Here is a 20,138-nt window from a genome sequence, read left to right as displayed (position 1 = left end):
CAGCGCGAGAAAGCTGTCGTTCGACCTTGCGTCAAAGCGACTGGATCTATATATTCCCAACCCTGCAACACGCGCTGCCGCCCGAATGGCGAAACTGGTAGACGCATGGGACTTAAAATCCCCCGCTCGTAAGGGCGTCCCGGTTCGATTCCGGGTTCGGGCACCATCATTTGGTTTCACGACCTCTCAGGACGTCGCTGCAGCCCGCATAGAACCTGCCTTGTGCAGGTTTTTTTGTGGCCCGGTTTTTTGCCGGATGTACGCCCTGTGCGCGGGGCGCTGTAGCGCTGCAACAGGCGATTGCAAACCTTGCGGGCAAATGGCAGGTGGCCCCGTGGCGCCATGATTACACGAACGGCTGACCACTGAACCCGCGCGGCAAACGCTGCAAGCCTGGCAAGTCGGTAAGGCGCTGCGTCCAGGCACTGCGCCAGTCGATATTGGTGTGGGTCTTGGCTTTGCGATTAACGCGTCGGGCCGCATTGCGCTGGGTGCGGCGGGCATCCTTGTAGGCGTCAGTGTTGCGGCAGGTACGACATTTGACTCGGTTCAGCTCGGTGCTGGAAGGGAGGTTGGTGCCGTGGTGACCACAGGCCAAGTGACCTGCAACCTTGAAGTGAATGACCATGTAAGCGTCTCCTTCTCGGGGGTACGCACATCGCTAGACCCTCAATGCGCGCGGGGAGGGCGGGGCGGTAAAAACCTCGACACCTAGGGTTAGGACCCCAACAACCAGGCAGCGTTCGGTTTGGGCGACAGGCCTGTTCAAGTCTGGCACCTGAGGCTAACCTGAGACGCTACCCATCAATAATAAGGAAGCAATGATGAGCGTCGACACCCTGCCATATGAGGGCAGCTGCCGTTGTGAGCGTGTGCGTTTCACCGTGAGTGCCGCCCCGGTGATCACCATGGCCTGTCATTGCACGGGCTGCCAGAAGATGTCTTCCAGTGCGTTCTCACTGAGCGCGTTGATTCCCGCCAGCGGTTTCACGGTCACCCAGGGCTGCCCTGTGATCGGCGGCCTGCAGGGCGTGGATCGCCATTATTTCTGCCCCCATTGCATGAGCTGGCTGTTCACACGGCCCCATGGCATCGATGAATTCGTCAATGTCCGCGCCGCGTTGCTGGATAACGCCAGCGGTTACGTGCCTTTCATGGAGACTTGGACCCGCGAGAAGCTGCCCTGGGCATCCACCCCGGCCGTGGAAAGCTTTGCACAGTTGCCCGAGCCGCACGAGTTTGCGCGCTTGATGCAGGCCTATGCCGAGTTCAGTCGATCAGCGCCAGCAAGTCCGTAGTGCCCACATCCAGCCCCGCCTGGGTCAGCAACGTCGTGGCCTGGCCCCGGTGGTGGGTCTGGTGATTGAAAAAGTGCACCAGCAGGCTGAAGAAATCCTTGTCGGCGCTCACGCCGCGCATATTGCGGTAATGCAGGCGATGGTCCAGGTCGGGCTCCTGCACGCTGTGGCTCCAATCGACAATCAACTGATCCAGCCAGGTGCGATGGGCTGCCAGCTCACGTATATCAGCAAAAGCCAATTGTTTGAGATCGGCAGGCGTAGCAATAACGTGCAGCGGAGCCAGCGCTGTGAAGCCTGCTGGATGCTGCGCAAAACGCTTGAGCCAGACGGTGTCGCCCAGGACCAGATGGTTCAGCGTGCCGAGGATCGAGCCGAAAAACGCCTGTCGATCCATCGCCAGTTCCGCGTCCGTCAGTGTCTGGGCCGCGTCATAGAGCTTGCGGTTCATCCACTGGTTGTAATTCGCCATCAGCGCGATGTGCTCAGTCCGGTTCACTTGGGTGTTCTCTCGAAGTCGCGGTAACGCCATGATAGGCCGTGCCCGCCCGGCGGTCATGGTGTTCCGGCAGTGTCGGGCTATGGTTGTTAGACGCCAACACTGCGCCCTGGGAGGGTGACACCATGAACACCAGTGATTTACTTGAACAACTTTTGCGCGCAGGGCAAGGCGGCAGTGCATCATCCGGCGGACTGGGTGGGCTGCTCGGTGGGTTATTGAAAGGCACCCGCACTGGCAATGCATCGGCCGGTGGCGGTCTGGGTGATCTGTTGGGAGGCCTGGGTGGGATGTTGGGCGGCACAACCGCTACTCGTCCCGCTCAAGGGCGTTCCGGTGGGATGAACTACGCGGCGTTGGCCTCGCTGGGAATGGCCGCGTTTCAGGCCTATCAAGCCTGGCAGCGCCAGCAAGCCAATGCGCCGCAGCAAGCCTTGCAGACAGTCGACCAGCTCGACGGCCCCGCAGCCGAGGCCCACAGCCATGCGGTATTGCGTGCCTTGATCGCCGCTGCCAAAGCCGACGGCCGTATCGATGAAAATGAGCGGCAACTGATTTCCAATGAGCTGGGCCGGCATACCGAGGACCCGCAACTGCAGCAGTGGCTCGACGCTGAAGTCGCCAAACCGCTGGATGCTGCGGATTTCGCTGAGCTCGCCGGCGACCCAGCTGTGGCGGCCGAGGTGTACCTGGCCAGTGTGATGATGGTGGACGATCAGCAGGACGCCGAACGCAATTACCTGGATGAGCTGGCCGGGCAGTTGCAAATCGACCCGCAATTGCAACTGCACCTGGAGCAACAAGCCAAGGCCTAGAACCGCAGCGTGGCGCCGGTGGTAAGCCATTGCGTGTGGTCACCGACCAGGCTGCGTCCAACCACCAGGTCCACATCGACCCGCTCGCCGACATGAAACCTGGGCCCAGCCTGCCACGCCTGGTCGCCGCCATCCTGGCCGTAGCGCTCGGCGACCAGCGTCAATGAATGCGCCACCTGGTACTCAACGCCGGTGCCCCAGGTCAGTCGGTGTTTTTGGTCTCCGTCGTTGTAGGTGTGGGACCAACCGGCATTCAAATTCAGGCGCACGGGTGCCAACGGCTGCCACGTCAACGGGATGTTGAAGTCGGTGCCTTCAAAGCCGTGCCGACGGCCTTGTGCAAAGTGCGCGCCGGCCGACACGGCCATTTCCAGTCCCAGGTCTTCCCGCGACCAGACGTGTGCCTTGAGCTGTGGGTTCACCTGGGTTTCACCCTTGCCTGCGCTGGTGGCGCGGGAGAGGGCTGCGCCCCATTGCACCGAAGGCAGCGCGGCAAAGGTGCAGGCAGGCGACAGCGTTTCAGTGTGAGTGCTGCCATCGTGTCGGTTGGCGGTGTGCCAGGCATCAACGTTGCATTCGCCTGGCGCATTGATCGCGCCGTCGTCGACCACATAAGAACCGCCGGCCGCGTGGGCCTTTGACAACAAGGCAATCGTCAACAGGAAGCCCAGGGTCAGCCCGATAAAGATCAGGTTGCGCCGCAACGCGCGACGTTTGGCCGGTGGTAGTAACAACAGGGTGGGGCGTGCACCGTGGTAGCGACGCGCTCGGTATTTGGCAAACCCGTCCTGGCGGGCTGGGGTGTGTTTTTTGTGCATGATGCACCTCGCATGAATTCAGCTTTCTACGCTCAGCACCGAAATGCCGCTGGCTTTGGCCTGGCAGACCAACTCGCAGGTGTCATCACCGCCGGGTAGGGCGATGACCACGTCTGGGCGGCTGTCGGCCAGCATGAAATGGTTGCGCTGGCGTTCCGCCTGCTTGCCGTGGCGTTGCCAGTTGGGCGGGTAACGCACCACGTCGATACCCAATTCCCGGGCCCAGTCCTCAACGTCACTGCCGAGGAATTGGTTGCCGCCGTGGATCAGTACCTGCACCGGACGCAGGCGGTGGTAAGCGTCCAGTACTTGGCGGGACATTTTGGTGTCGGCGTAATGACGACCTGCACAGATCAAGACGCGCATAAGGTGATTCCTTGTGTTGCACGGTGGCGGCCGGGCGACCGCCACCGTTTAAACGGCGGGGGAGATCAGTACCACTGCTTGAAGCGGCGGATGTAGATCGTCTTCATCAGTTGGGCCACGCAGCAGTAGCTGATCAGGGTGCCTACCAGCCATGGGAAATACGCCATTGGCAGCGGTTGCAGGCCCACCAGGGTGCCCAGTGGCGAGAACGGCACGTAGATCCCCAGCACGATCACCACGCAGGTCATCATCAACACCGGCCATGCGGCGGTGCTCTGGAAGAACGGGATCTTGCGGGTCCGCAGCATGTGCACGACCAGGGTTTGCGAGAGCAATCCCTCGATGAACCAGCCGGATTGGAACAGGGTCTGCACTTCCACACTGTTGGCCGCGAACACGAACCACATCAGCGCAAAGGTGGTGATGTCGAAGATCGACGAGGTCGGCCCGATCCAGATCATGAACCGACCGATGTTCTTCGCATCCCACTTGCGCGGCTTGGCCAGGTACTCCTTGTCCATCTTGTCCCACGGCAAGGCCAGCTGGGAGATGTCGTACATTAAGTTTTGCAGCAGCAAGTGGATCGACAGCATCGGCAGGAACGGAATGAACGCACTGGCCACCAGCACCGAAAACACGTTGCCGAAGTTGGAGCTGGCGGTCATGTTCAGGTACTTCATGATATTGCCGAAGGTTTCGCGGCCCTTGAGCACGCCTTCTTCCAGGACCATCAGGCTCTTTTCCAGCAGGATGATGTCGGCCGATTCCTTGGCGATATCGGTCGCTGTGTCGACCGAGATACCCACGTCGGCATCGCGCAAAGCCGGTGCATCGTTGATCCCATCACCCAGGAAACCCACAGTGTGGCCGTTGGCTTGCAGCGCCTTGAGCACGCGGGACTTCTGCAGCGGCGTCAGCTTGGCGAACACGGTGCGTTCTTCTACGCGGCGCAGCAGCGTCGCGTCGTCCATGGCTTCGATTTCGGCACCGAGCAGCGGCTGGCCTGGCTCGAGACCGACCTGACGGCAGATCTTGCTGGTGACCACGGCGTTGTCGCCGGTCAGCACCTTGATCGCCACGCCGATCTGTTGCAGTGCAGCAATCGCAGGGCCGGCGGTTTCTTTCGGTGGATCGAGGAAGGTGAGGAAACCCTGGATCACCAGGTTGCGCTCATCGGCGGTGGTGTACTGCTGGCGCGCCATCGATTTAGGGATGTGGCGGGTGGCGACCACCAGCACACGGAACCCGTCTTCGTTGTAGTCGTTGGCAATCGCCAGCAGTTCTTCACGGCGACGCTCGTCCAGCGGCACGGCGGCGCCCGCTTCCATGACATGGCTGGAAATGCTCAGCATCTCTTCCACGGCGCCTTTGCACACCAGCAGTTGGTCGTCGGCGGCATCCTTGACCACGATCGACAGGCGACGGCGGACGAAGTCGAACGGCAGCTCGTCGATCTTGCTGTAGGCGAACGGCACCTTGAACTTCGGATTCTGCTCCGAAAATTCCACCACCGCCTGATCCATCAGGTTCTTCATGCCACTTTGATGATGGCTGTTGAGCCAGGCCAGGGACAGTACGGCATCATCACGCTGGCCAAAGGCGTTGACGTGATGTTCGAGGATGATCTTGTCCTGGGTCAGGGTACCGGTCTTGTCGGTGCACAGTACGTCCATCGAACCGAAGTTCTGGATCGCGTTGAGGCGTTTGACCACCACCTTGCGCTTGGCCATGGCGGTGGCGCCCTTGGCCAGGTTGGCACTGACGATCATCGGCAGCATTTCCGGGGTGAGGCCGACGGCCACCGCCAGGGCAAACAGGAAGGCATCGCCCCAGTCGCCCTTGGAGAAGCCATTGAGCAGGAACACGATCGGCACCATCACCAGCATGAAGCGGATCAGCAACCAGCTGACGCTGTTCACCCCACGGTCGAACGCAGTTTGCACCCGGGAACCGACAATCGCCTTGGCCAGGGAGCCAAAGTAGGTGCGTGGTCCGGTGGCGACCACCACGGCTTTTGCACGGCCGCTGACCACGTTGGTGCCCATGAAGCAGATGTTCGGCAGGTCCAGCAGGTTGCCCTGGTCGGCGGTCACCGGCCCGGCTGATTTTTGCGTGACGTTACCCAGGGTGTCGTACTTTTCCACCGGCAAGGCTTCACCGGTCAGCACGGCCTGGCTGATGAACAGATCGCGGGATTCGATCAGACGGATGTCCGCCGGAATCATGTCGCCGGCCGACAGCTGCACGATATCGCCAGCCACCAACTCGCGCATCGGTACTTCGCGCAGGGTGGGTGGCGAGCCCACTTGCTCACGACGCAACACGGTGGCCGTGGTGCGTACCATGGCTTTCAAGGCTTCGGCGGATTTGGCCGAGCGGTGCTCCTGCCAGAACCGCAGCAGGCTGCTGAGCAGCACCATGGTCATGATGATGATGACTTTGGTCGGGTCAGCCTCTTCGCCTTCCTGCATCGGCAGCCAGCAATCGGTGAAGAAACTGATGCCCCCCAGGGTCAATAGCACATAAATGAACGGGTTGTTCAGTGCCTGCAGGAACTGGACGATGGCGTGAGGTGGCTTGTCGTGGGCGACTTCGTTATAGCCTTCGCGTTGCAGGCGGCCGCAAGCGTCCAGTTCGGTCAAGCCGTCCTGGGTGGCACGCACGTTCGCCAGGGTGGCCGACAGGCCGTTGTGGGCTTCGCGGGCGGCACGCATCGACAGTTTGGTGTCGGCGTCAGTGCCATTCTTTTTGTGCAGAGGCGTGTTTTTTACGGCGCTCATTGTCTGTACTCCTGTCGCCAATTTTCGACAAAACATACCCGGTACTTACCTGAGGACAGGCGAGCGAAAGCATGCCGAGTCGCTAACTTCGCGATCGGTTTAAATAAGGTGTTCATCTAACTTCTACAGGGCCCGCTAACAGTGCGTTAGTTAACTAGCGCGCAGCGGGCTACTACTGGACGTGTTCATAAAGAACTCCAGGAAATTGATCAGGAAGTTGCTGTTTCCAGCCGGGTCAGGCGGCGCGAGCGCTCACATAAAGACCGAGCATCAAGCTGGCTTGTGCCAGGCTGGAAACCTTGGGTCTCTGCGGGTCTTGAGGGTCGGCGTGATCCCAGTGCTGCACCCGTTGGCCGCTGTCCGGGCAGATACGCCAGTGCGCCAGCGGGTAAGCCGGGCGTACTTGAGGGGAAGGTGCTGCAAAAGCGGAGCGGGCAGGAGAAAAGCCTACGGGCTCACGGCACAGCTTGGCGCGCAGGGCGGCCGCTAGTGCGCGTACATCAGGCAAAACAAGGGCTTTGAAGGTCATAACACACCTCGGGACCGGACGGGCGACCGGCGAGGCAGTTACGGTGGAGCATCGAGCTCTAGCGCAGCTTACCGGACCGGTGTGGCGAGTCCTGTCATATTCTGGGTTTGGCGCCCGATGCCCGCAGAGGCGGTGCTCGGACAGCGACTAGATACTGTGTCCATTGGCTTCTTTTGTGAGGTTTAAAAAAGGCCCCAGTTGCGGGCACGGGCAATCTACTCAGACGCTTACAAAATGTCAACGCATGATTAATTAAATTGTCCGGTGTTCAGAGTTCATTCAGACAATCGGCATTCGAAAGTTAGTGGATATATAACTTATATACCCTGTGCGGCGAGAACGGCCAGATAGATCAATACCACGCCACAGGTGCCATAACTGATACGTTGCCACAACGGTGATGCGTTCTGGCGCAACACATTGACCAGCGCCGCGATCAGAAAGCACGACAGCACCGACGCCAACATGAACCCGGCAAAGAACATCAGCGTCTGCCCGTGGCTGGGCGTGGTGCCGACGATGCCTGACAACGCGCTGCCCAACGCGCCCCAGTAGACGATGTTTTTCGGGTTGGCCAGTGAGATCGCTGCGCCAACTGCCAGCGCATTTTGCCGGGTGCTGGCGGGTGCAGCGTCTGACTCAGGCAGCTTCCAGGCGTCGATCAGGCTGCGGATGCCGAGCCACGCCAGGTACAGCGCACACACCACTGTCAGCGGCACGCGCACGGCATCATGCTGGATCAGCAGGGCGATGCCGGTCAGGCCGATCACCGCCCACACCGCATCGCCCACCAGTGAGCCAAACTGCACCAGCAAGGCCGGTGTGAAGCCATGCAGCAAGCCACGGCGCAGGGTCTCTGCCAGCACCGCGCCGGGCGAGAGGCAGAACACAAAACCAAATACCAGTGCGTAGAAAAAGATCGTCAGCATGCCCACATTCCTTCAAGCGATGGCGGGCAGTGTGAGGGCGCGCCGAAGCGCTGTCTTGGATCAGATTGCGCTGTTCAGCGCGTCACCGCGCGTTGATAAACGCCCGGCGTAATGCCGTAGGCCGCGCGAAAATGCCGGTTAAGGTGACTTTGGTCGGCAAAGCCCAGGGTATGTGCGGCCGCGCTGGCGGGCACCCCATTGCGCAGGAGACCTTTGGCGCGACGGGTGCGCAACTGCATGGCCCACTCACGGGGCGTCAGCCCGGTTTCTTTCTGGAAGGCGCGCAGCAGATGGAATTTGGACAGCCCCAGTTCGACGCCAAGATGATCGAGGGTCAGCGGCTGATGCAATTGTGCGGCGAGCAGCTCCTGGGCGCGGTTGATCAGCGGCTTGCCGGTGTTGGCGCTGCCTGGCAGGCGCACACCGCTGGTGTTCACCACTTGGCCCAACAGCAGCACCAACGCCTCTTCATTCAGTTCGCGAACCAGTGTGTCGGTACTCAGTGCCCCCTTGATCGCCGCCGCCAGTCGCTGCGCGAGGTCGGGCTGGAAGCACAACGACCGATCAAACTCCAGGTGCGCCAGCCCAAGGTCCGCCGCCAGTTGATCTGCGGTGGCATACAGGCTCACAAAGTGCCAGGGCGCGCCCTCTGCTGCGCCGCCGCCCTGAATCTGGCCGGGGTTGTACAGGGTGATGGAGCCGGGCCCTGCGTCGAACTCCCGACGGTCGAGCCAGACTTTTTCTTCGCCCAGCAGGTTCACGCCGATCACGCATTCATCATGGCTGTGGCGGGCAAAGGTCAGGCCGGTGCAGGCGGTACTGCTGATTTCATAGTTGCCCAGCCAGGCGTGTCGCACGGCGCTCATCGATTCAACTCAGTCAGGGGGCAGGTACGAGCATACGCTGGCAGGCGGGCTCAGATCGACCGTTGATTGACGCGGTGCGAGAGTTCTTCGGCGCTTTCCTTGCGCTCCGAATAGCGGTCCACCAGATCCGGACGTTCGCGCAGCAGCAGGGTGAACTTCATCAGTTCTTCCATCACGTCCACCACGCGGTCATACAGGGCGGAAGGCTTCATGCGGTCCTGATCATCGAACTCCATGAATGCCTTGGGCACCGAGGATTGATTGGGGATGGTGAACATGCGCATCCAGCGCCCCAGCACTCGCAACTGGTTAACCGTATTGAACGACTGGGAGCCGCCGGACACCTGCATCACCGCCAGGGTTTTGCCTTGGGTCGGGCGCACCGCGCCAAGGGCCAGCGGCACCCAGTCGATCTGTGCCTTGAACACCGCTGACATCGAACCGTGGCGCTCGGGCGAACACCACACCTGGCCTTCGGACCACTGCATCAGTTCCAGCAGCTCTTGGACTTTTGGGTGGTCACGCGGTGCATCGTCGGGCAGTGGCAAACCGCTGGGGTTGAAGATGCGCGTTTGCGCACCGAAGTGCTGCAGCAGGCGTGCGGCTTCCTCCACCAGCAGGCGGCTGAACGAGCGCTCCCGGGTCGATCCGTAGAGCAGCAGGATGCGCGGTGGCTGGGCCACACCGTCCGGTTTTGGCGGGATCAGTGACGGGTCCAGGTTGGGCAGGGTGGTCATGGGGCCTCCGACTGCAACTGTGCAATGCGAGCGAGTTCTGTCTTGAGTTCGGCAGGGCTGAGCTCGGCAAAAGGCAGGATGAAAAACGCCCGGCAGCGCGTGGCAATGATCTTTAACGTGGCGTCGAATGCCGCCTGCACACTCGCGTCGTCACCCTGCACGTCCGAAGGGTCTTCCAGCCCCCAGTGCGCCTTCACCGCCGGCCCGAAATACACCGGGCAAGCCTCGCCGGCGGCCTTGTCACATACGGTGATCACCACGTCCGGCGGGCTGCTTTCGAACGCGTCGTTGCCTTTGCTGTACAAACCTTCGGTGCTGATGCCGGCGGCCTGCAACGTGCTCAGGCTGCGCGGCAGGACCTGGCCCTTGGGAAAGCTGCCGGAGCTGATCGCCTCGAAACCTTGTGGCGCCAGGTGATTGAACATCGCTTCGGACAAAATGCTGCGGCAGCTGTTGGCGGTACACATGAACAGGACTTTCATCGAGGTGACTCCGTTAGAAACTCAGGCGTAAAGCAAGGGCGGCGAGGGTGATCAACAGCACTGGCAGGGTCAGTACAATCCCGACCTTGAAGTAGTAGCCCCAGGTGATGGTGATGCCCTTGCGCGCCAGGATATGCAGCCACAGCAAGGTGGCGAGGCTGCCAATCGGGGTGATTTTCGGGCCCAAGTCGCTGCCGATCACGTTGGCGTAGATCATGGCCTCCTTGATCACGCCCACGGCATGGCTGGACTCGATGGACAGCGCGCCGATCAACACCGTCGGCAAGTTGTTCATCGCCGAGGACAGCAGCGCCGTCAGCACACCGGTGCCCATGGCTGCGCCCCACACGCCATAAGTGGCGAAGGTATCGAGCCAGGTCGCCAGGTAGGTGGTGAGGCCGGCGTTACGCAAGCCGTAGACCACCAGGTACATGCCGAGTGAAAAGATCACGATCTGCCAGGGTGCTTCCTTCAGTACTTTGCGCGTGGAGATCTTGTGGCCCTTGGCGGCGATCACCAGCAGGAGCAAGGCGCACACGGCGGAAATCGCGCTGATCGGAATGCCCAACGGTTCCAGGGCAAAGCAGCCCACCAGCAGGATGCCCAGCACCCACCAGCCGGCGCGGAAGGTGGCGCGGTCGTGGACCGCACTGGCAGGGTCGTCAAGGTCGGCGGGGTCGTAGGTCTGCGGAATGTCGCGGCGGAAGAACCACAACAGCACCGCCAGCGTGGCCGCGACGCTGACGAAGTTAACCGGCACCATCACGGCGGCGTATTCGTTGAAGCCAATCTTGAAGTAGTCGGCCGAGACAATGTTCACCAGGTTCGACACCACCAGCGGCAGGCTTGCCGTATCGGCGATAAAGCCGGCGCCCATGACGAACGCCAGCGTGGCCGCCGGAGAAAAACGCAGCGCCAGCAGCATCGACATCACGATCGGCGTCAGGATCAGCGCCGCACCGTCGTTGGCGAACAGCGCCGACACCAGTGCGCCGAGCAACACCATATAGGCAAACAACCGTCGGCCGCGCCCGCGCCCCCAGCGCGCTACATGCAGGGCGGTCCAGGCAAAGAAGCCGGCCTCGTCCAGCAACAGGCTGATGATGATCAGCGCGACAAAGGTCCCGGTGGCATTCCAGATGATGTGCCACACCACGGGAATGTCCGCCAGGCTGATCACGCCGCAGGCCAAGGCCAGGATCGCGCCCATGGTGGCGCTCCAGCCAACGCCCAAACCTTTGGGCTGCCAGATGACCAGGACGATGGTGAAGATAAAAATGGCAATTGCGACAAGCATGAATAAAGGCTCCGGTGGCTCAGCAGCAGGTGCTGGCCCGTTGTGGTCTGTCGCCCATTGCATCCAGACGCTGTGCGTCGCTGTGCAACCATGGCTGGTTGGCTTGCTGGGTGATGTGCAGCACCTGTGTCACCCACTCGGGCAGCGCAGGGTTGATGCGGTAGTAGATCCATTGACCCTGACGGCGGTCCAGCAGTAACCCGCAACTGCGCAGTTGCGCCAAGTGGCGGGAGATTTTGGGCTGGCTGTCGTCCAAGGCATGGATCAGTTCGCACACGCAAAGTTCGCCTTCGCGCAGGATCAATAACGTCAGGCGTGCACGGGTGGCATCGGCCAGGCATTTGAACAGGGTGGGGGGGGAGATGGCGTCCGACATGGCCAAGGCCTTTGCATATTGAGTTATTCGAATATACGAATATCCATATATACAGTCAAATCCTGTTTCAATTGACATGGATCAAATGCCCTGAAATCCGCCACAAGTGTTTGAAATTAAAATGAAACACGAATGTCCTAAAGTGCCTGCCCATTGCTGAAGAAGGATAAATCCGCGTGACCCGTGCCACTCGCAACCTGCGCAAGACCCTCGATTCCGTCGCGGACAATAACGAAACCGCCGCGTTCGACCTGATGCGCGCCGTTGAAAAACTCGGCGATGAAGTGCTGCGCCAGCGTTTGCTCAACACGATTCACCGGCTCAACCAGGATGCCTATGAGCTGCGTGAGGCGCGCGACTCGGTGGAGCAGGTGTCGGTGAGGCTGGCCTGAGCAAGATCGTTCAAGACAAGCCCGTTGTTGCGCTGGCATGCTTGTCGACTGTTTGTCGATGAGCCGTTTCCATGCCCACTGCCTTACCTCATTACGCCTTCGCTCGCGGCGCCATCGCCGTCATTCCCCTGTCCCTGGCCTGTGCGCCCTGGGGGCTGCTGGCCGGTTCCATGGCCATCGATGCGCAATTCAGCCCTTTGCAAGCCCAGGGTTTGTCCGCCATCGTGTTTGCCGGTGCTGCGCAACTGGTCGCCATCGGTATGGTCAAGAGTGGCGCCAGCCTGATTTCCATCGTGTTGACGACCTTGCTGCTGACCTCTCAGCATTTGCTCTACGGCATGCACCTGCGCCCGGTCCTGTCACCCCTCAAGACGCGCTGGCGCATGAGCCTGGGCTTTTTGTTGACCGACGAATTCTTTGCGCTGGTCAGTCACTATGACCGCGAGACGTTCAACCGCTGGTATGCCCTGGGCGTTGGGCTGACGTTCTATATCATCTGGAACCTGTTCACCCTGGCCGGCATCGTGCTCGGCAAAAGCATTCCCGGCCTTGATCAACTGGGCCTGGAATTTTCCATCGCCGCCACGTTTATCGCGCTGATCACGCCGGTGGTGCGCGACATACCCACGGTGGTCTGCGTGGCCGTGTCGCTGCTGTTTTCGGTGTGGTTGAGTTTCCTGCACTGGGAGTCGGCGGTGGTGGTGTCCGGCTTGCTGGGCATGAGCGCGGGTTATGCCTGCAAGCGACTGGGAGTAGGGCAGCAATGATCTACATCATGATTGTGGCCATGGGCCTGGTGGTATTTTTCAACCGTTACCTGTTTATCGAACCGCGCCTGCCGGTGCGCCTCAACCGTGGCGCGCGGGAGTTTCTCGGGTTTGCAGTGCCGGGCATGCTCACGGCGATTTGCGGGCCGATCATTTTCCTGGCGGACCATCACCTGAACCTGAGCCCGGCCAACCCCTACCTGCTGGCGGGTATCAGCGCCGTGGGGCTGATGTTCTGGACGCGCAATGTGCTGGTCACCGTGCTGCTGAGCATGGCGCTGTTTTACCTGTTCCGCTGGTTGCTCTGAGCCCAGGCGAAAAAAAGCCCGCGGGAGAGCGGGCCGAAGGGAGACTACTAAAAATGAGCGTGGCCAATATAGACCGCGCCTTCTCCCTTTACAGTGAAACAAAGTTCATGCGGCCGTCAGTCCAGCCCGCGGCAATGGTACAGTCGCGTTTTTTCCAACGGAGCAATGGCATGCACAAGGTGGTAATTGGCGCACTGGTACTGGCGGCCCTGGCCGGTTGCGCAGGTTCGAAGATGAAAGAGGCGCGCGCAGGCACGCCCTACAAGACGCTGGCTTCGGACAAGGCCACCCTGGTCGTTGCCGAATGCGTGCAATTCGGCTGGCAGGACGAAGGCGTGTTCGGCGTTGATGCCGGCGGCTTCAAGGAGCCAATCGAGGCGGGCGGTTACACCGTCTACACCACCGCTGGCGATTACTTCGTCGACGTGCAAAGCGCGGGTGCCGGCTCCACGATCAAGTACTATGCCGCAGAAGACAATATGCCGGCCAAGCGCCGTTTGGCCGCACTCGCGACCTGCCTGTAATCCATTGCCTTAGTCGAATTAGGAAATGCCTGGCACGACAGCCGTCGGGCATTCGCTTATGATTCACCCGCTCGCCCGACATGATGGCTCTTTACCAGTACACGGACGTCGAGGCCTAAACGTCGGGCGAGCACCTCTTCCTATCTTCAGCGCGGCATGTAACCCAAGTGCCAGCGACGGGGAATCTTCAGCGACACCAACCCCAGCAACCCTGCCAGCACGCCGCTGACCAGCAGCGCTTTCAAGCCCATCTGGTGTTCCAGCAGCGCGCCAATCACCGCCCCAACGAACATGCCAGCCCACGGGATCAACTGCACGCGCCAACCCATGCGGCGCTCCCCGAGCAGCCAGCGTCCCAGCCCGCGGCCAAAGCGTGAGAGCGCTCCGGTGACGTAAGTCAGCCCGACCGGCAATCCGTTGACCTCTTCCACTGCAGCATTGAGCATGCCCATGGCGATGATCGCCGCCAGCAGCGCGGGCAACGTATCGCTGGAAGGCAGCCATGCCGCACCGCACAACAAGGTCGCAATGCACAACAGCAAAGGCAAGGCATGACGGCGGCTCATCCGGCTTACCACCACACCTAGCGCATTACCGACCACGAATGTTGCGACCAGCAACAGCAGGCGCCCGGTCAGCCCAAGATCCCCCTCGCTGATCGCTACCGCCAGGCGCGTGGTGTTGCCGCTCATGAACGAAACGAAGTCGCCGCTCGCCATGAAGCCGATGGCATCGGTCATGCCTGCCAGCACTGAAAGGCTGGCCACCAGCATCAGCCCGACCCGACCACGCCAGCGCTGTCGATGGGCGAGTGCAGCATTGACGTAAGGTTTGCGGGGCGAAGGCAGCATAGGGCCGGGTTCCTCGATGAGATTATCCGGCCACTACCGTAGGACGCTTTACGCGCGCATGCAATGACCTCAGGCAGGCGTCAATGACCAACCTGTGTGGTGCCAATCCAGGAAATGGGTTGGCTTGATCGATTGGATGAACGCGGCGTCATGGGATACCACCAGCATCGCCCCGTTGAAACCTTGCAGCGCCTGTTCAAAAGCCATCACCGACTCGAGGTCCAAATGGTTGGTCGGTTCGTCCAGCAACAGCAGTTGCGCCGGTTTGTCACCCCATAAGGCAATCGCCATCGCGGCCTTCAAGCGCTCTCCGCCGCTGAGTTGCCCGGTGGGTTGGGTGACGCGCGAGGCATCCAGGTGCAGCAACGCCAGGCGCGTGCGCAACTCGGCTTCGGCCAGTGGGGTGTCGAGCAGGTTGAGGTGTTCGACGATGGAGCGTCGATCGTCCAGCAGCGCAAGGTGTTGGTCGATGTAGGCGCAGGGCAGAGGCACACTGCATTCACCCGCGACAGCCTGCCACTCACCGGCCAGTACCTTGAGTAACGTGGACTTGCCGCATCCGTTGGGCCCACGCACGGCGACGCGCACCGGACCTGCGAGATGCACAGTGAGGTCGCTTGACGGTAACCACGGCAATTGTACGTCGATCAAGGACAGCACCTGCCGTCCGTTGGGCACCGCTGATGCAGGCAATGCCAACAGCGTCGGCGTTTCCTCTTCGACCCGTTCATAAGCCTGGCGCACCTGCGCATCCAATTCGTGCTTGTGCTGCCAATGCGCACTGCGCACGCTGCTGACGATCTGCGTGGCGGCGCCTTTCCAGCGCGCCTTGGTGAAACGGTCGACGTTGGCGGTTTCCGCATGTTTGCGTGATCGCGCGGCGTTGCGTTGCAGGTTATCGTGGTCTTTTTGCAGGCGCCGCCGCTCGCGGCTGCGCTCCAGGCGCGCATGGTCCAGCGCGGCGATGGCGGCCTGTTGTTCCGCATCACGCTGCCGACGGTAGGCATCATAGTTGCCGCCATACACGCTGACACCAAGGGGCGACAGTTCAACGATGCGCGCCATGGCGTTGAGCAATGACCGATCATGACTGACCACCACCAGGCCGCCACGCCAATCGCCAAGTGCACGCAGCAGCCAGGCGCGGCCATCGTTGTCGAGGTGGTTGGTGGGTTCATCGAGGACCAGCAACGGCGGCGCGGCGAGCAGCGCGCCGATGATCGCGACCCTGGCCAACTGGCCGCCACTGAGTTGATCGGCTGGGGTATCAAAAGCCAGCTGCGATAACCCCGCAGCATCCAAGGCATTGCGCAAACGTTCGGCCAAGCCCCAGCGGTCGTCGATCAATTCCAGGTCATCGGGCTGTGCGGCGCCTCGGGCCATGCGGTCAAGGGCGGCCAGTATCGCAGCGGTGCCGGTGAGGTCGGCGACGGTTTCCCCCGGCGCAACCACGACATTCTGCGCAACGTAGATAGTACCGGGCGGGCCACTCAGCGTGCCGGAGGAGGGCGACAGCAGCCCGGCGATCAGCTTGGCGAGGACGCTTTTGCCCCGTCCGTTACGGCCGACTATACCGGTAGGGGTGTGGTCGATGGACAGGCACAGGTCATCCAGCAGGGTTTCGCCATTGGCGAACTGGACACTCAGGTGTTGCAGGGAAACAAGCGTGGGCAGCCGGTTGACGTCAGTCATCAGCACCTCCAAAAAAATGTCGGACAGGCCAACAAGCGCGCCAGGCGGCTCGTTGCAGATACATTTTGGAAGGCTTAGTTGTTCACGTCGGCGGTCGTCCTGCGGATCGGAAGGGAGGCCAAGCCTAACCCGTCTTGGCTTTTTTCGGCAAGTCCGCCGCCAGTTGCTCAAGGAACATCGCCAAGGCCACTTCTTCAGCCTTGAGCCCTTTGCGCAACCGCGGCTTGGGCAATTTGGAGAGTTCGCCGAGGCTGAAATGCTCCAGCACCGCAGGGTGGATGTAACACTTGCGGCACACCGCCGGGGTGTTACCCAGCTGCTTGGCGACATCCTTGACCATCGCCACCACGTGCCTTTTGGCATCGGACTCGGGCTGCCACTCCAATTCCCGCAACACGGCCAGCGCCATGGCGGTGCCGGCCCAGGTGCGGTAGTCCTTGGCGGTGAAGTCGGCGCCAGTGAGGCTGTGCAGGTAGTCATTCACGTCGTGGGAGCTGACGGTGTGGCGCTCGCCATCCTCGTCCAGGTACTGGAACAGGTTCTGCCCTGGCAATTCCAGGCAGCGCTTGACCACCGTGGCCAAGCGGCGGTCCTTGACGCTGATCTGGTGCTCCACGCCACTCTTGCCGCGAAACTGGAACTGGATTTCGCTGCCTTTCACATCCACATGGCGGGTGCGCAGGGTGGTCAGCCCGTAGGATTTGTTGTCCCGCGCATACTGGGTATTGCCGACGCGGATCAGTGTGGCGTCGAGCAGCATCACCACCGTGGCCAAGACTTTTTCACGGGTGAAGCCGGGTTCGGCGATTTTTGCCTCCAACTGCTTGCGCAATTTCGGCAGGGCGTTGCCGAACTCCTGCAACCGGGAGTACTTGTCACTGTCGCGCACCTCGCGCCAGCGTGGGTGATAACGGTATTGCTTACGGCCACGGGCGTCGCGGCCGGTGGCTTGCAGATGCCCGCGCGGGTCGGCGCAGATCCATACGTCGGTGTACGCAGGCGGGACCGCCAGGGCGTTCAGGCGCTTGATCTCCTCGGCATCGGTAATGCGCACGCCCTGGGGGTCGAAGTATTGGAACCCGCCCCGCACTGTCTTACGGCGGATGCCGGGCTGGGTGTCGTCAACGTAATGCAGGTCGCGGGGCAGTGCAGAGTCAGACATGGGGCAGGTTCCTTGGCAAAAATCAGGCCGGTATGTCTGATGGACCGCAGCGGTGTGCGGTCGTGCCAAAAGGTTGCTTACGCCAAGACTGCGACGGCCTTGATCTGTGCCCACAGCCTCTGGCCAGGGTGCAGTTGCAGCTGATCGCGGGAGAAGCGCGTGATGCGCGCCAGCAACGGCGTGCCACAGGCGTCCAGGCGCACCAGCACGTGCGCGCTGTTGTCCGCGGAGATCTCCTGGGTGACTGTTACCGGCAGGCGGTTGAGGATGCTGCTGTGTTCCTCGGCTTGCAGGCTGAGGCTGACATCACGCGCCTGCACCTTGATACGCAGCGCTTTGCCCACCGCCAACGGCGCATGGGCCACGCGCATGTGCAAGGCGCTGGCGGGCAGTTGCAGGGTGAGCAACTGATAGTGAGGGTCATAGGCACTGACCGCGCCGTCGATCACTACACCGGCGTCGTCGCCCCGCGCCAGGGGCAGGTCAAGCCGCGCCAGGGTTTCGCCGATGGGCCCGCTGGCCAGGGCCTTGCCGTCGCTGAGCAAGACGATGTGATCGGCCAGGCGTGCCACCTCATCCTGGGCATGGCTGACGTACAGCACCGGGATGTCCAACTCATCGTGCAGGCGTTCGAGGTACGGCAGGATTTCGCCTTTGCGCTGGCTGTCGAGGGCGGCCAGGGGTTCGTCCATCAATAACAAGCTGGGGCTGGTGAGCAACGCGCGGGCGATGCCAATGCGTTGGCGCTCACCGCCGGAAAGGTGCTGGGGATGGCGATCAAGCAGGTGGCCGATGCCGAGTAGCTCGGTGGCCTGGGCCATATCGACACGGCGCTGCTGGCGGGGAATACGTTTGAGGCCGAATTCCAGGTTGGCCCGCACCGACAGATGCACAAACAGGCTGGCTTCTTGAAAGACGTAACCCAGCGCGCGTTTATGGGGAGGCACGAACAACCCGTTACGGCTGTCTTGCCAGACGTCATCATTGATCTGGATAAACCCGTCTTCGGCACGCTCCAGCCCGGCGATGCAACGCAGACAGGTGGTCTTGCCGGAACCGGAATGCCCGTACAGCGCAGTCACACCGCGACCAGGCAAATGCAGATCCACATCCAGGGCAAAGGCCGAATACTTGAGGTGCAGGCGTACATCGATCATCGACATCAACTCCAGCCCATCTTGGTTTTACGGCTGGAATAGAGCGCCAGCAACACCAGGAACGCGAACACCACCATGGAACCGGCCAACCAGTGAGCCTGGGCATATTCCATGGCTTCAACATGGTCATAGATCTGCACGGACACCACCCGGGTCTTGTCCGGAATATTGCCGCCGATCATCAGCACCACGCCGAATTCACCGACGGTGTGCGCGAAACCCAGGATGGAGGCGGTGATAAACCCTGGTCGCGCCAAGGGCAAAATCACCGTGAAAAACGTGTCCCACGGATTGGCGCGCAAGGTCGCGGCCACTTCCAGCGGGCGTGTGCCGATGGCGGAGAACGCGTTCTGCAAGGGTTGCACCACGAACGGCATGGAATAGATCACCGAGCCGACGACCAGCCCGGCGAAGCTGAAGGTGAGGGTGCCCAGGCCCAGCCATTGGGTGAACTGGCCGACGTAGCCATTCGGGCCCATGGTCAGCAGCAGGTAGAAGCCGATCACCGTCGGTGGCAACACCAACGGCAGGGCAACGACAGCGCCGATGGGACCGCGCCACCAGGAGCGGGTGCGCGACAGCCACAGGGCGATCGGAGTGCCGATGACCAGCAGGATCAGCGTGGTCAGGGAGGCCAGTTGGACAGTCAACCAGATGGCGGAAAAATCGGCACTCGATAACGGCATTTACTTGGCCAGCTCGTAACCATAGGACTGGATGACAGCAGCGGCTTTAGGCCCCTTCAGGTAGTCGACCAACGCCTTGGCAGCGGCGCTGTCCTTGCCCTTGTTGAGGATCACCGCGTCTTGTTTGATCGGGTCGTGCAGGGCGGCGGGAACGATCCACGCCGAACCGCTGCTGACTTTGCCGTCTTTATAGATCTGCGACAAGGCGACAAAGCCCAGCTCGGCGTTGCCGGTGGACACGAATTGGTAGGCCTGGGTGATGTTCTGGCCTTCGACGATCTTGTCTTTGACCTTCTCGGTCAGACCTTCCTTGGCCAGCACTTGGGTGGCAGCGAGGCCGTAGGGCGCGGCTTTGGGGTTGGCAATCGACAGGTGCTTGAACTCGTTTTTCTTCAGCACGTCGCCTTTGGCGTCGACGTAACCTTCCTTGGCCGACCACAGCGCCAGGGTGCCGACGGCGTAGGTAAAGCGTGAGCCTTTGACGGCGTCACCTTCGGCTTCAAGCTTTTGAGGCGTAGTGTCGTCAGCGCTCAGGAATACTTCGAACGGCGCGCCATTCTTGATTTGGGTGTAGAACTGGCCGGTGGCGCCGTAGGCGGCGACCAGTGTGTGACCGGTGTCTTTTTCGAAGTCGGCGGCAATCGCTTGGATCGGTGCGGTGAAGTTGGCGGCCACGGCCACCTGCACTTCATCGGCATGCGCCGAACCGAAGGCGAGGGCAGCGACCAGGACCGCCAGGCGTGAGGCGTGAATCTTCATGAAGCAGCTCCTCTGAGGGTGTACGGCGCGTTATGGGTCGAAGGTGTA

At 61.3% G+C, this 20,138-nt stretch carries 24 protein-coding genes and 1 tRNA gene; 7 read left to right on the top strand and 18 right to left on the bottom strand.

The genetic code is table 11. From position 1 onward, the window contains the following. Positions 1–79 precede the first annotated feature (79 nt). Positions 80–166, top strand: a tRNA-Leu gene (locus PF1751_RS13995). Between the two features lie 180 nt (positions 167–346). Here the strand turns inward: PF1751_RS13995 and PF1751_RS13990 are convergent. Next, a complete protein-coding gene (locus PF1751_RS13990; RefSeq protein ID WP_010210311.1) occupies positions 347–628 on the bottom strand; it encodes a hypothetical protein in 282 nt (93 codons plus the stop codon). Between the two features lie 196 nt (positions 629–824). On the opposite strand from PF1751_RS13990, the gene PF1751_RS13985 reads away from it, so the two are divergent. Next, positions 825–1,298 carry a GFA family protein gene (locus PF1751_RS13985; protein ID WP_044287234.1) on the top strand — a complete coding sequence of 158 codons (474 nt, stop codon included), beginning with the start codon at positions 825–827 and terminating at the stop codon, positions 1,296–1,298. Here PF1751_RS13985 and PF1751_RS13980 read toward each other — a convergent pair. Continuing rightward, positions 1,270–1,797 (bottom strand): DinB family protein, encoded by a 528-nt coding sequence (locus PF1751_RS13980; protein WP_010210313.1) that lies wholly within the window; start codon positions 1,795–1,797, stop codon positions 1,270–1,272. The genes PF1751_RS13985 and PF1751_RS13980 overlap by 29 nt on opposite strands. A 125-nt stretch (positions 1,798–1,922) precedes the next feature. Between PF1751_RS13980 and PF1751_RS13975 the strand changes: the two genes are divergently transcribed. Beyond that, positions 1,923–2,612, top strand: a complete 690-nt coding sequence (locus PF1751_RS13975) for a tellurite resistance TerB family protein (protein WP_044287233.1) — start codon at positions 1,923–1,925, stop codon at positions 2,610–2,612. On the opposite strand, the gene PF1751_RS13970 is transcribed toward PF1751_RS13975, so the two are convergent. The 10 genes from PF1751_RS13970 to PF1751_RS13930 all read right to left on the bottom strand — a co-directional run bounded on the left by PF1751_RS13970 (position 2,609) and on the right by PF1751_RS13930 (position 11,792). Next, positions 2,609–3,430, bottom strand: coding sequence for a hypothetical protein (locus PF1751_RS13970; RefSeq protein WP_044287232.1), 822 nt, complete (start codon positions 3,428–3,430; stop codon positions 2,609–2,611). The genes PF1751_RS13975 and PF1751_RS13970 overlap by 4 nt on opposite strands. A gap of 18 nt (positions 3,431–3,448) precedes the next feature. Continuing rightward, positions 3,449–3,796 (bottom strand): DUF2493 domain-containing protein, encoded by a 348-nt coding sequence (locus PF1751_RS13965; protein ID WP_010210317.1) that lies wholly within the window; start codon positions 3,794–3,796, stop codon positions 3,449–3,451. 65 nt (positions 3,797–3,861) lie between these two features. After that, the gene (mgtA, locus tag PF1751_RS13960; protein WP_010210318.1) at positions 3,862–6,576 is read right to left on the bottom strand and encodes a magnesium-translocating P-type ATPase; all 2,715 of its coding nucleotides are present in this window, start codon (positions 6,574–6,576) and stop codon (positions 3,862–3,864) included. A 235-nt stretch (positions 6,577–6,811) separates the two neighbouring features. Beyond that, positions 6,812–7,105, bottom strand: a complete 294-nt coding sequence (locus tag PF1751_RS28420) for a hypothetical protein (protein ID WP_080923208.1) — start codon at positions 7,103–7,105, stop codon at positions 6,812–6,814. Positions 7,106–7,422: 317 nt separating this feature from the next. After that, positions 7,423–8,034, bottom strand: a complete 612-nt coding sequence (locus PF1751_RS13955; protein WP_021493096.1) for a LysE family transporter — start codon at positions 8,032–8,034, stop codon at positions 7,423–7,425. 74 nt (positions 8,035–8,108) lie between these two features. Next, positions 8,109–8,900 carry an AraC family transcriptional regulator gene (locus PF1751_RS13950; RefSeq protein ID WP_010210322.1) on the bottom strand — a complete coding sequence of 264 codons (792 nt, stop codon included), beginning with the start codon at positions 8,898–8,900 and terminating at the stop codon, positions 8,109–8,111. A gap of 50 nt (positions 8,901–8,950) precedes the next feature. Next, entirely contained in the window at positions 8,951–9,637 is a 687-nt protein-coding gene (arsH, locus tag PF1751_RS13945) for an arsenical resistance protein ArsH (protein WP_044287231.1), read from the bottom strand. Continuing rightward, positions 9,634–10,119: an arsenate reductase ArsC gene (locus PF1751_RS13940; RefSeq protein WP_010210324.1), complete on the bottom strand. Its 486-nt coding sequence runs from the start codon at positions 10,117–10,119 to the stop codon at positions 9,634–9,636. The genes arsH and PF1751_RS13940 overlap by 4 nt, the downstream gene beginning before the upstream one ends. Before the next feature lie 13 nt (positions 10,120–10,132). Continuing rightward, entirely contained in the window at positions 10,133–11,416 is a 1,284-nt protein-coding gene (locus PF1751_RS13935) for an arsenic transporter (RefSeq protein ID WP_038453268.1), read from the bottom strand. 19 nt (positions 11,417–11,435) lie between these two features. Then, the gene (locus PF1751_RS13930) at positions 11,436–11,792 is read right to left on the bottom strand and encodes a metalloregulator ArsR/SmtB family transcription factor (RefSeq protein WP_021493101.1); all 357 of its coding nucleotides are present in this window, start codon (positions 11,790–11,792) and stop codon (positions 11,436–11,438) included. A gap of 176 nt (positions 11,793–11,968) precedes the next feature. Between PF1751_RS13930 and PF1751_RS13925 the strand changes: the two genes are divergently transcribed. The 4 genes from PF1751_RS13925 (at position 11,969) to PF1751_RS13910 (ending at position 13,783) form a co-directional block, all read left to right on the top strand. Next, positions 11,969–12,184 carry a hypothetical protein gene (locus PF1751_RS13925; protein ID WP_010210327.1) on the top strand — a complete coding sequence of 72 codons (216 nt, stop codon included), beginning with the start codon at positions 11,969–11,971 and terminating at the stop codon, positions 12,182–12,184. Positions 12,185–12,255: 71 nt separating this feature from the next. Continuing rightward, on the top strand, positions 12,256–12,951 hold the full coding sequence (locus PF1751_RS13920) for an AzlC family ABC transporter permease (protein WP_021493102.1): 696 nt from the start codon (positions 12,256–12,258) through the stop codon (positions 12,949–12,951). Beyond that, complete coding sequence (locus PF1751_RS13915; protein ID WP_010210330.1) at positions 12,948–13,259, top strand: AzlD domain-containing protein; 312 nt, start codon at positions 12,948–12,950, stop codon at positions 13,257–13,259. The genes PF1751_RS13920 and PF1751_RS13915 overlap by 4 nt, the downstream gene beginning before the upstream one ends. A gap of 170 nt (positions 13,260–13,429) precedes the next feature. After that, positions 13,430–13,783, top strand: coding sequence for a hypothetical protein (locus tag PF1751_RS13910; protein WP_010210332.1), 354 nt, complete (start codon positions 13,430–13,432; stop codon positions 13,781–13,783). A gap of 146 nt (positions 13,784–13,929) precedes the next feature. Here the strand turns inward: PF1751_RS13910 and PF1751_RS13905 are convergent, their stop codons facing one another. The 6 genes from PF1751_RS13905 to modA form a co-directional block, all read right to left on the bottom strand. Further along, positions 13,930–14,634, bottom strand: coding sequence for a YoaK family protein (locus PF1751_RS13905; RefSeq protein WP_044287230.1), 705 nt, complete (start codon positions 14,632–14,634; stop codon positions 13,930–13,932). A 69-nt stretch (positions 14,635–14,703) separates the two neighbouring features. After that, complete coding sequence (locus tag PF1751_RS13900; protein ID WP_021493103.1) at positions 14,704–16,326, bottom strand: ABC-F family ATP-binding cassette domain-containing protein; 1,623 nt, start codon at positions 16,324–16,326, stop codon at positions 14,704–14,706. Between the two features lie 124 nt (positions 16,327–16,450). Next, positions 16,451–17,488 (bottom strand): DNA topoisomerase IB, encoded by a 1,038-nt coding sequence (locus PF1751_RS13895; protein WP_042572376.1) that lies wholly within the window; start codon positions 17,486–17,488, stop codon positions 16,451–16,453. Between the two features lie 77 nt (positions 17,489–17,565). Next, positions 17,566–18,645 (bottom strand): molybdenum ABC transporter ATP-binding protein, encoded by a 1,080-nt coding sequence (gene modC / locus PF1751_RS13890; RefSeq protein WP_042572435.1) that lies wholly within the window; start codon positions 18,643–18,645, stop codon positions 17,566–17,568. A 5-nt stretch (positions 18,646–18,650) separates the two neighbouring features. Beyond that, entirely contained in the window at positions 18,651–19,331 is a 681-nt protein-coding gene (gene modB, locus PF1751_RS13885) for a molybdate ABC transporter permease subunit (protein WP_044287229.1), read from the bottom strand. Next, on the bottom strand, positions 19,332–20,090 hold the full coding sequence (gene modA / locus PF1751_RS13880) for a molybdate ABC transporter substrate-binding protein (protein WP_044287228.1): 759 nt from the start codon (positions 20,088–20,090) through the stop codon (positions 19,332–19,334). Positions 20,091–20,138 lie beyond the last annotated feature (48 nt).

The organism is Pseudomonas simiae (assembly GCF_000934565.1).
GTDB classification, from domain to species: Bacteria; Pseudomonadota; Gammaproteobacteria; order Pseudomonadales; family Pseudomonadaceae; genus Aquipseudomonas; species Aquipseudomonas simiae.
Note: the sequence above shows the minus strand (reverse complement) of the source record. Positions and strands in the feature narration are given on the sequence as shown.

Coding starts and splice junctions, on each gene's coding strand:
- PF1751_RS13990 (WP_010210311.1), bottom strand. CDS start 628: ATGGTCATTCACTTCAAGGTTGCAGGTCACTTGGCCTGTGGTCACCAC.
- PF1751_RS13985 (WP_044287234.1), top strand. CDS start 825: ATGAGCGTCGACACCCTGCCATATGAGGGCAGCTGCCGTTGTGAGCGT.
- PF1751_RS13975 (WP_044287233.1), top strand. CDS start 1,923: ATGAACACCAGTGATTTACTTGAACAACTTTTGCGCGCAGGGCAAGGC.
- PF1751_RS13970 (WP_044287232.1), bottom strand. CDS start 3,430: ATGCACAAAAAACACACCCCAGCCCGCCAGGACGGGTTTGCCAAATAC.
- PF1751_RS13965 (WP_010210317.1), bottom strand. CDS start 3,796: ATGCGCGTCTTGATCTGTGCAGGTCGTCATTACGCCGACACCAAAATG.
- mgtA (WP_010210318.1), bottom strand. CDS start 6,576: ATGAGCGCCGTAAAAAACACGCCTCTGCACAAAAAGAATGGCACTGAC.
- PF1751_RS28420 (WP_080923208.1), bottom strand. CDS start 7,105: ATGACCTTCAAAGCCCTTGTTTTGCCTGATGTACGCGCACTAGCGGCC.
- PF1751_RS13955 (WP_021493096.1), bottom strand. CDS start 8,034: ATGCTGACGATCTTTTTCTACGCACTGGTATTTGGTTTTGTGTTCTGC.
- PF1751_RS13950 (WP_010210322.1), bottom strand. CDS start 8,900: ATGAGCGCCGTGCGACACGCCTGGCTGGGCAACTATGAAATCAGCAGT.
- arsH (WP_044287231.1), bottom strand. CDS start 9,637: ATGACCACCCTGCCCAACCTGGACCCGTCACTGATCCCGCCAAAACCG.
- PF1751_RS13940 (WP_010210324.1), bottom strand. CDS start 10,119: ATGAAAGTCCTGTTCATGTGTACCGCCAACAGCTGCCGCAGCATTTTG.
- PF1751_RS13935 (WP_038453268.1), bottom strand. CDS start 11,416: ATGCTTGTCGCAATTGCCATTTTTATCTTCACCATCGTCCTGGTCATC.
- PF1751_RS13930 (WP_021493101.1), bottom strand. CDS start 11,792: ATGTCGGACGCCATCTCCCCCCCCACCCTGTTCAAATGCCTGGCCGAT.
- PF1751_RS13920 (WP_021493102.1), top strand. CDS start 12,256: ATGCCCACTGCCTTACCTCATTACGCCTTCGCTCGCGGCGCCATCGCC.
- PF1751_RS13915 (WP_010210330.1), top strand. CDS start 12,948: ATGATCTACATCATGATTGTGGCCATGGGCCTGGTGGTATTTTTCAAC.
- PF1751_RS13910 (WP_010210332.1), top strand. CDS start 13,430: ATGCACAAGGTGGTAATTGGCGCACTGGTACTGGCGGCCCTGGCCGGT.
- PF1751_RS13905 (WP_044287230.1), bottom strand. CDS start 14,634: ATGCTGCCTTCGCCCCGCAAACCTTACGTCAATGCTGCACTCGCCCAT.
- PF1751_RS13900 (WP_021493103.1), bottom strand. CDS start 16,326: ATGACTGACGTCAACCGGCTGCCCACGCTTGTTTCCCTGCAACACCTG.
- PF1751_RS13895 (WP_042572376.1), bottom strand. CDS start 17,488: ATGTCTGACTCTGCACTGCCCCGCGACCTGCATTACGTTGACGACACC.
- modC (WP_042572435.1), bottom strand. CDS start 18,645: ATGATCGATGTACGCCTGCACCTCAAGTATTCGGCCTTTGCCCTGGAT.
- modB (WP_044287229.1), bottom strand. CDS start 19,331: ATGCCGTTATCGAGTGCCGATTTTTCCGCCATCTGGTTGACTGTCCAA.
- modA (WP_044287228.1), bottom strand. CDS start 20,090: ATGAAGATTCACGCCTCACGCCTGGCGGTCCTGGTCGCTGCCCTCGCC.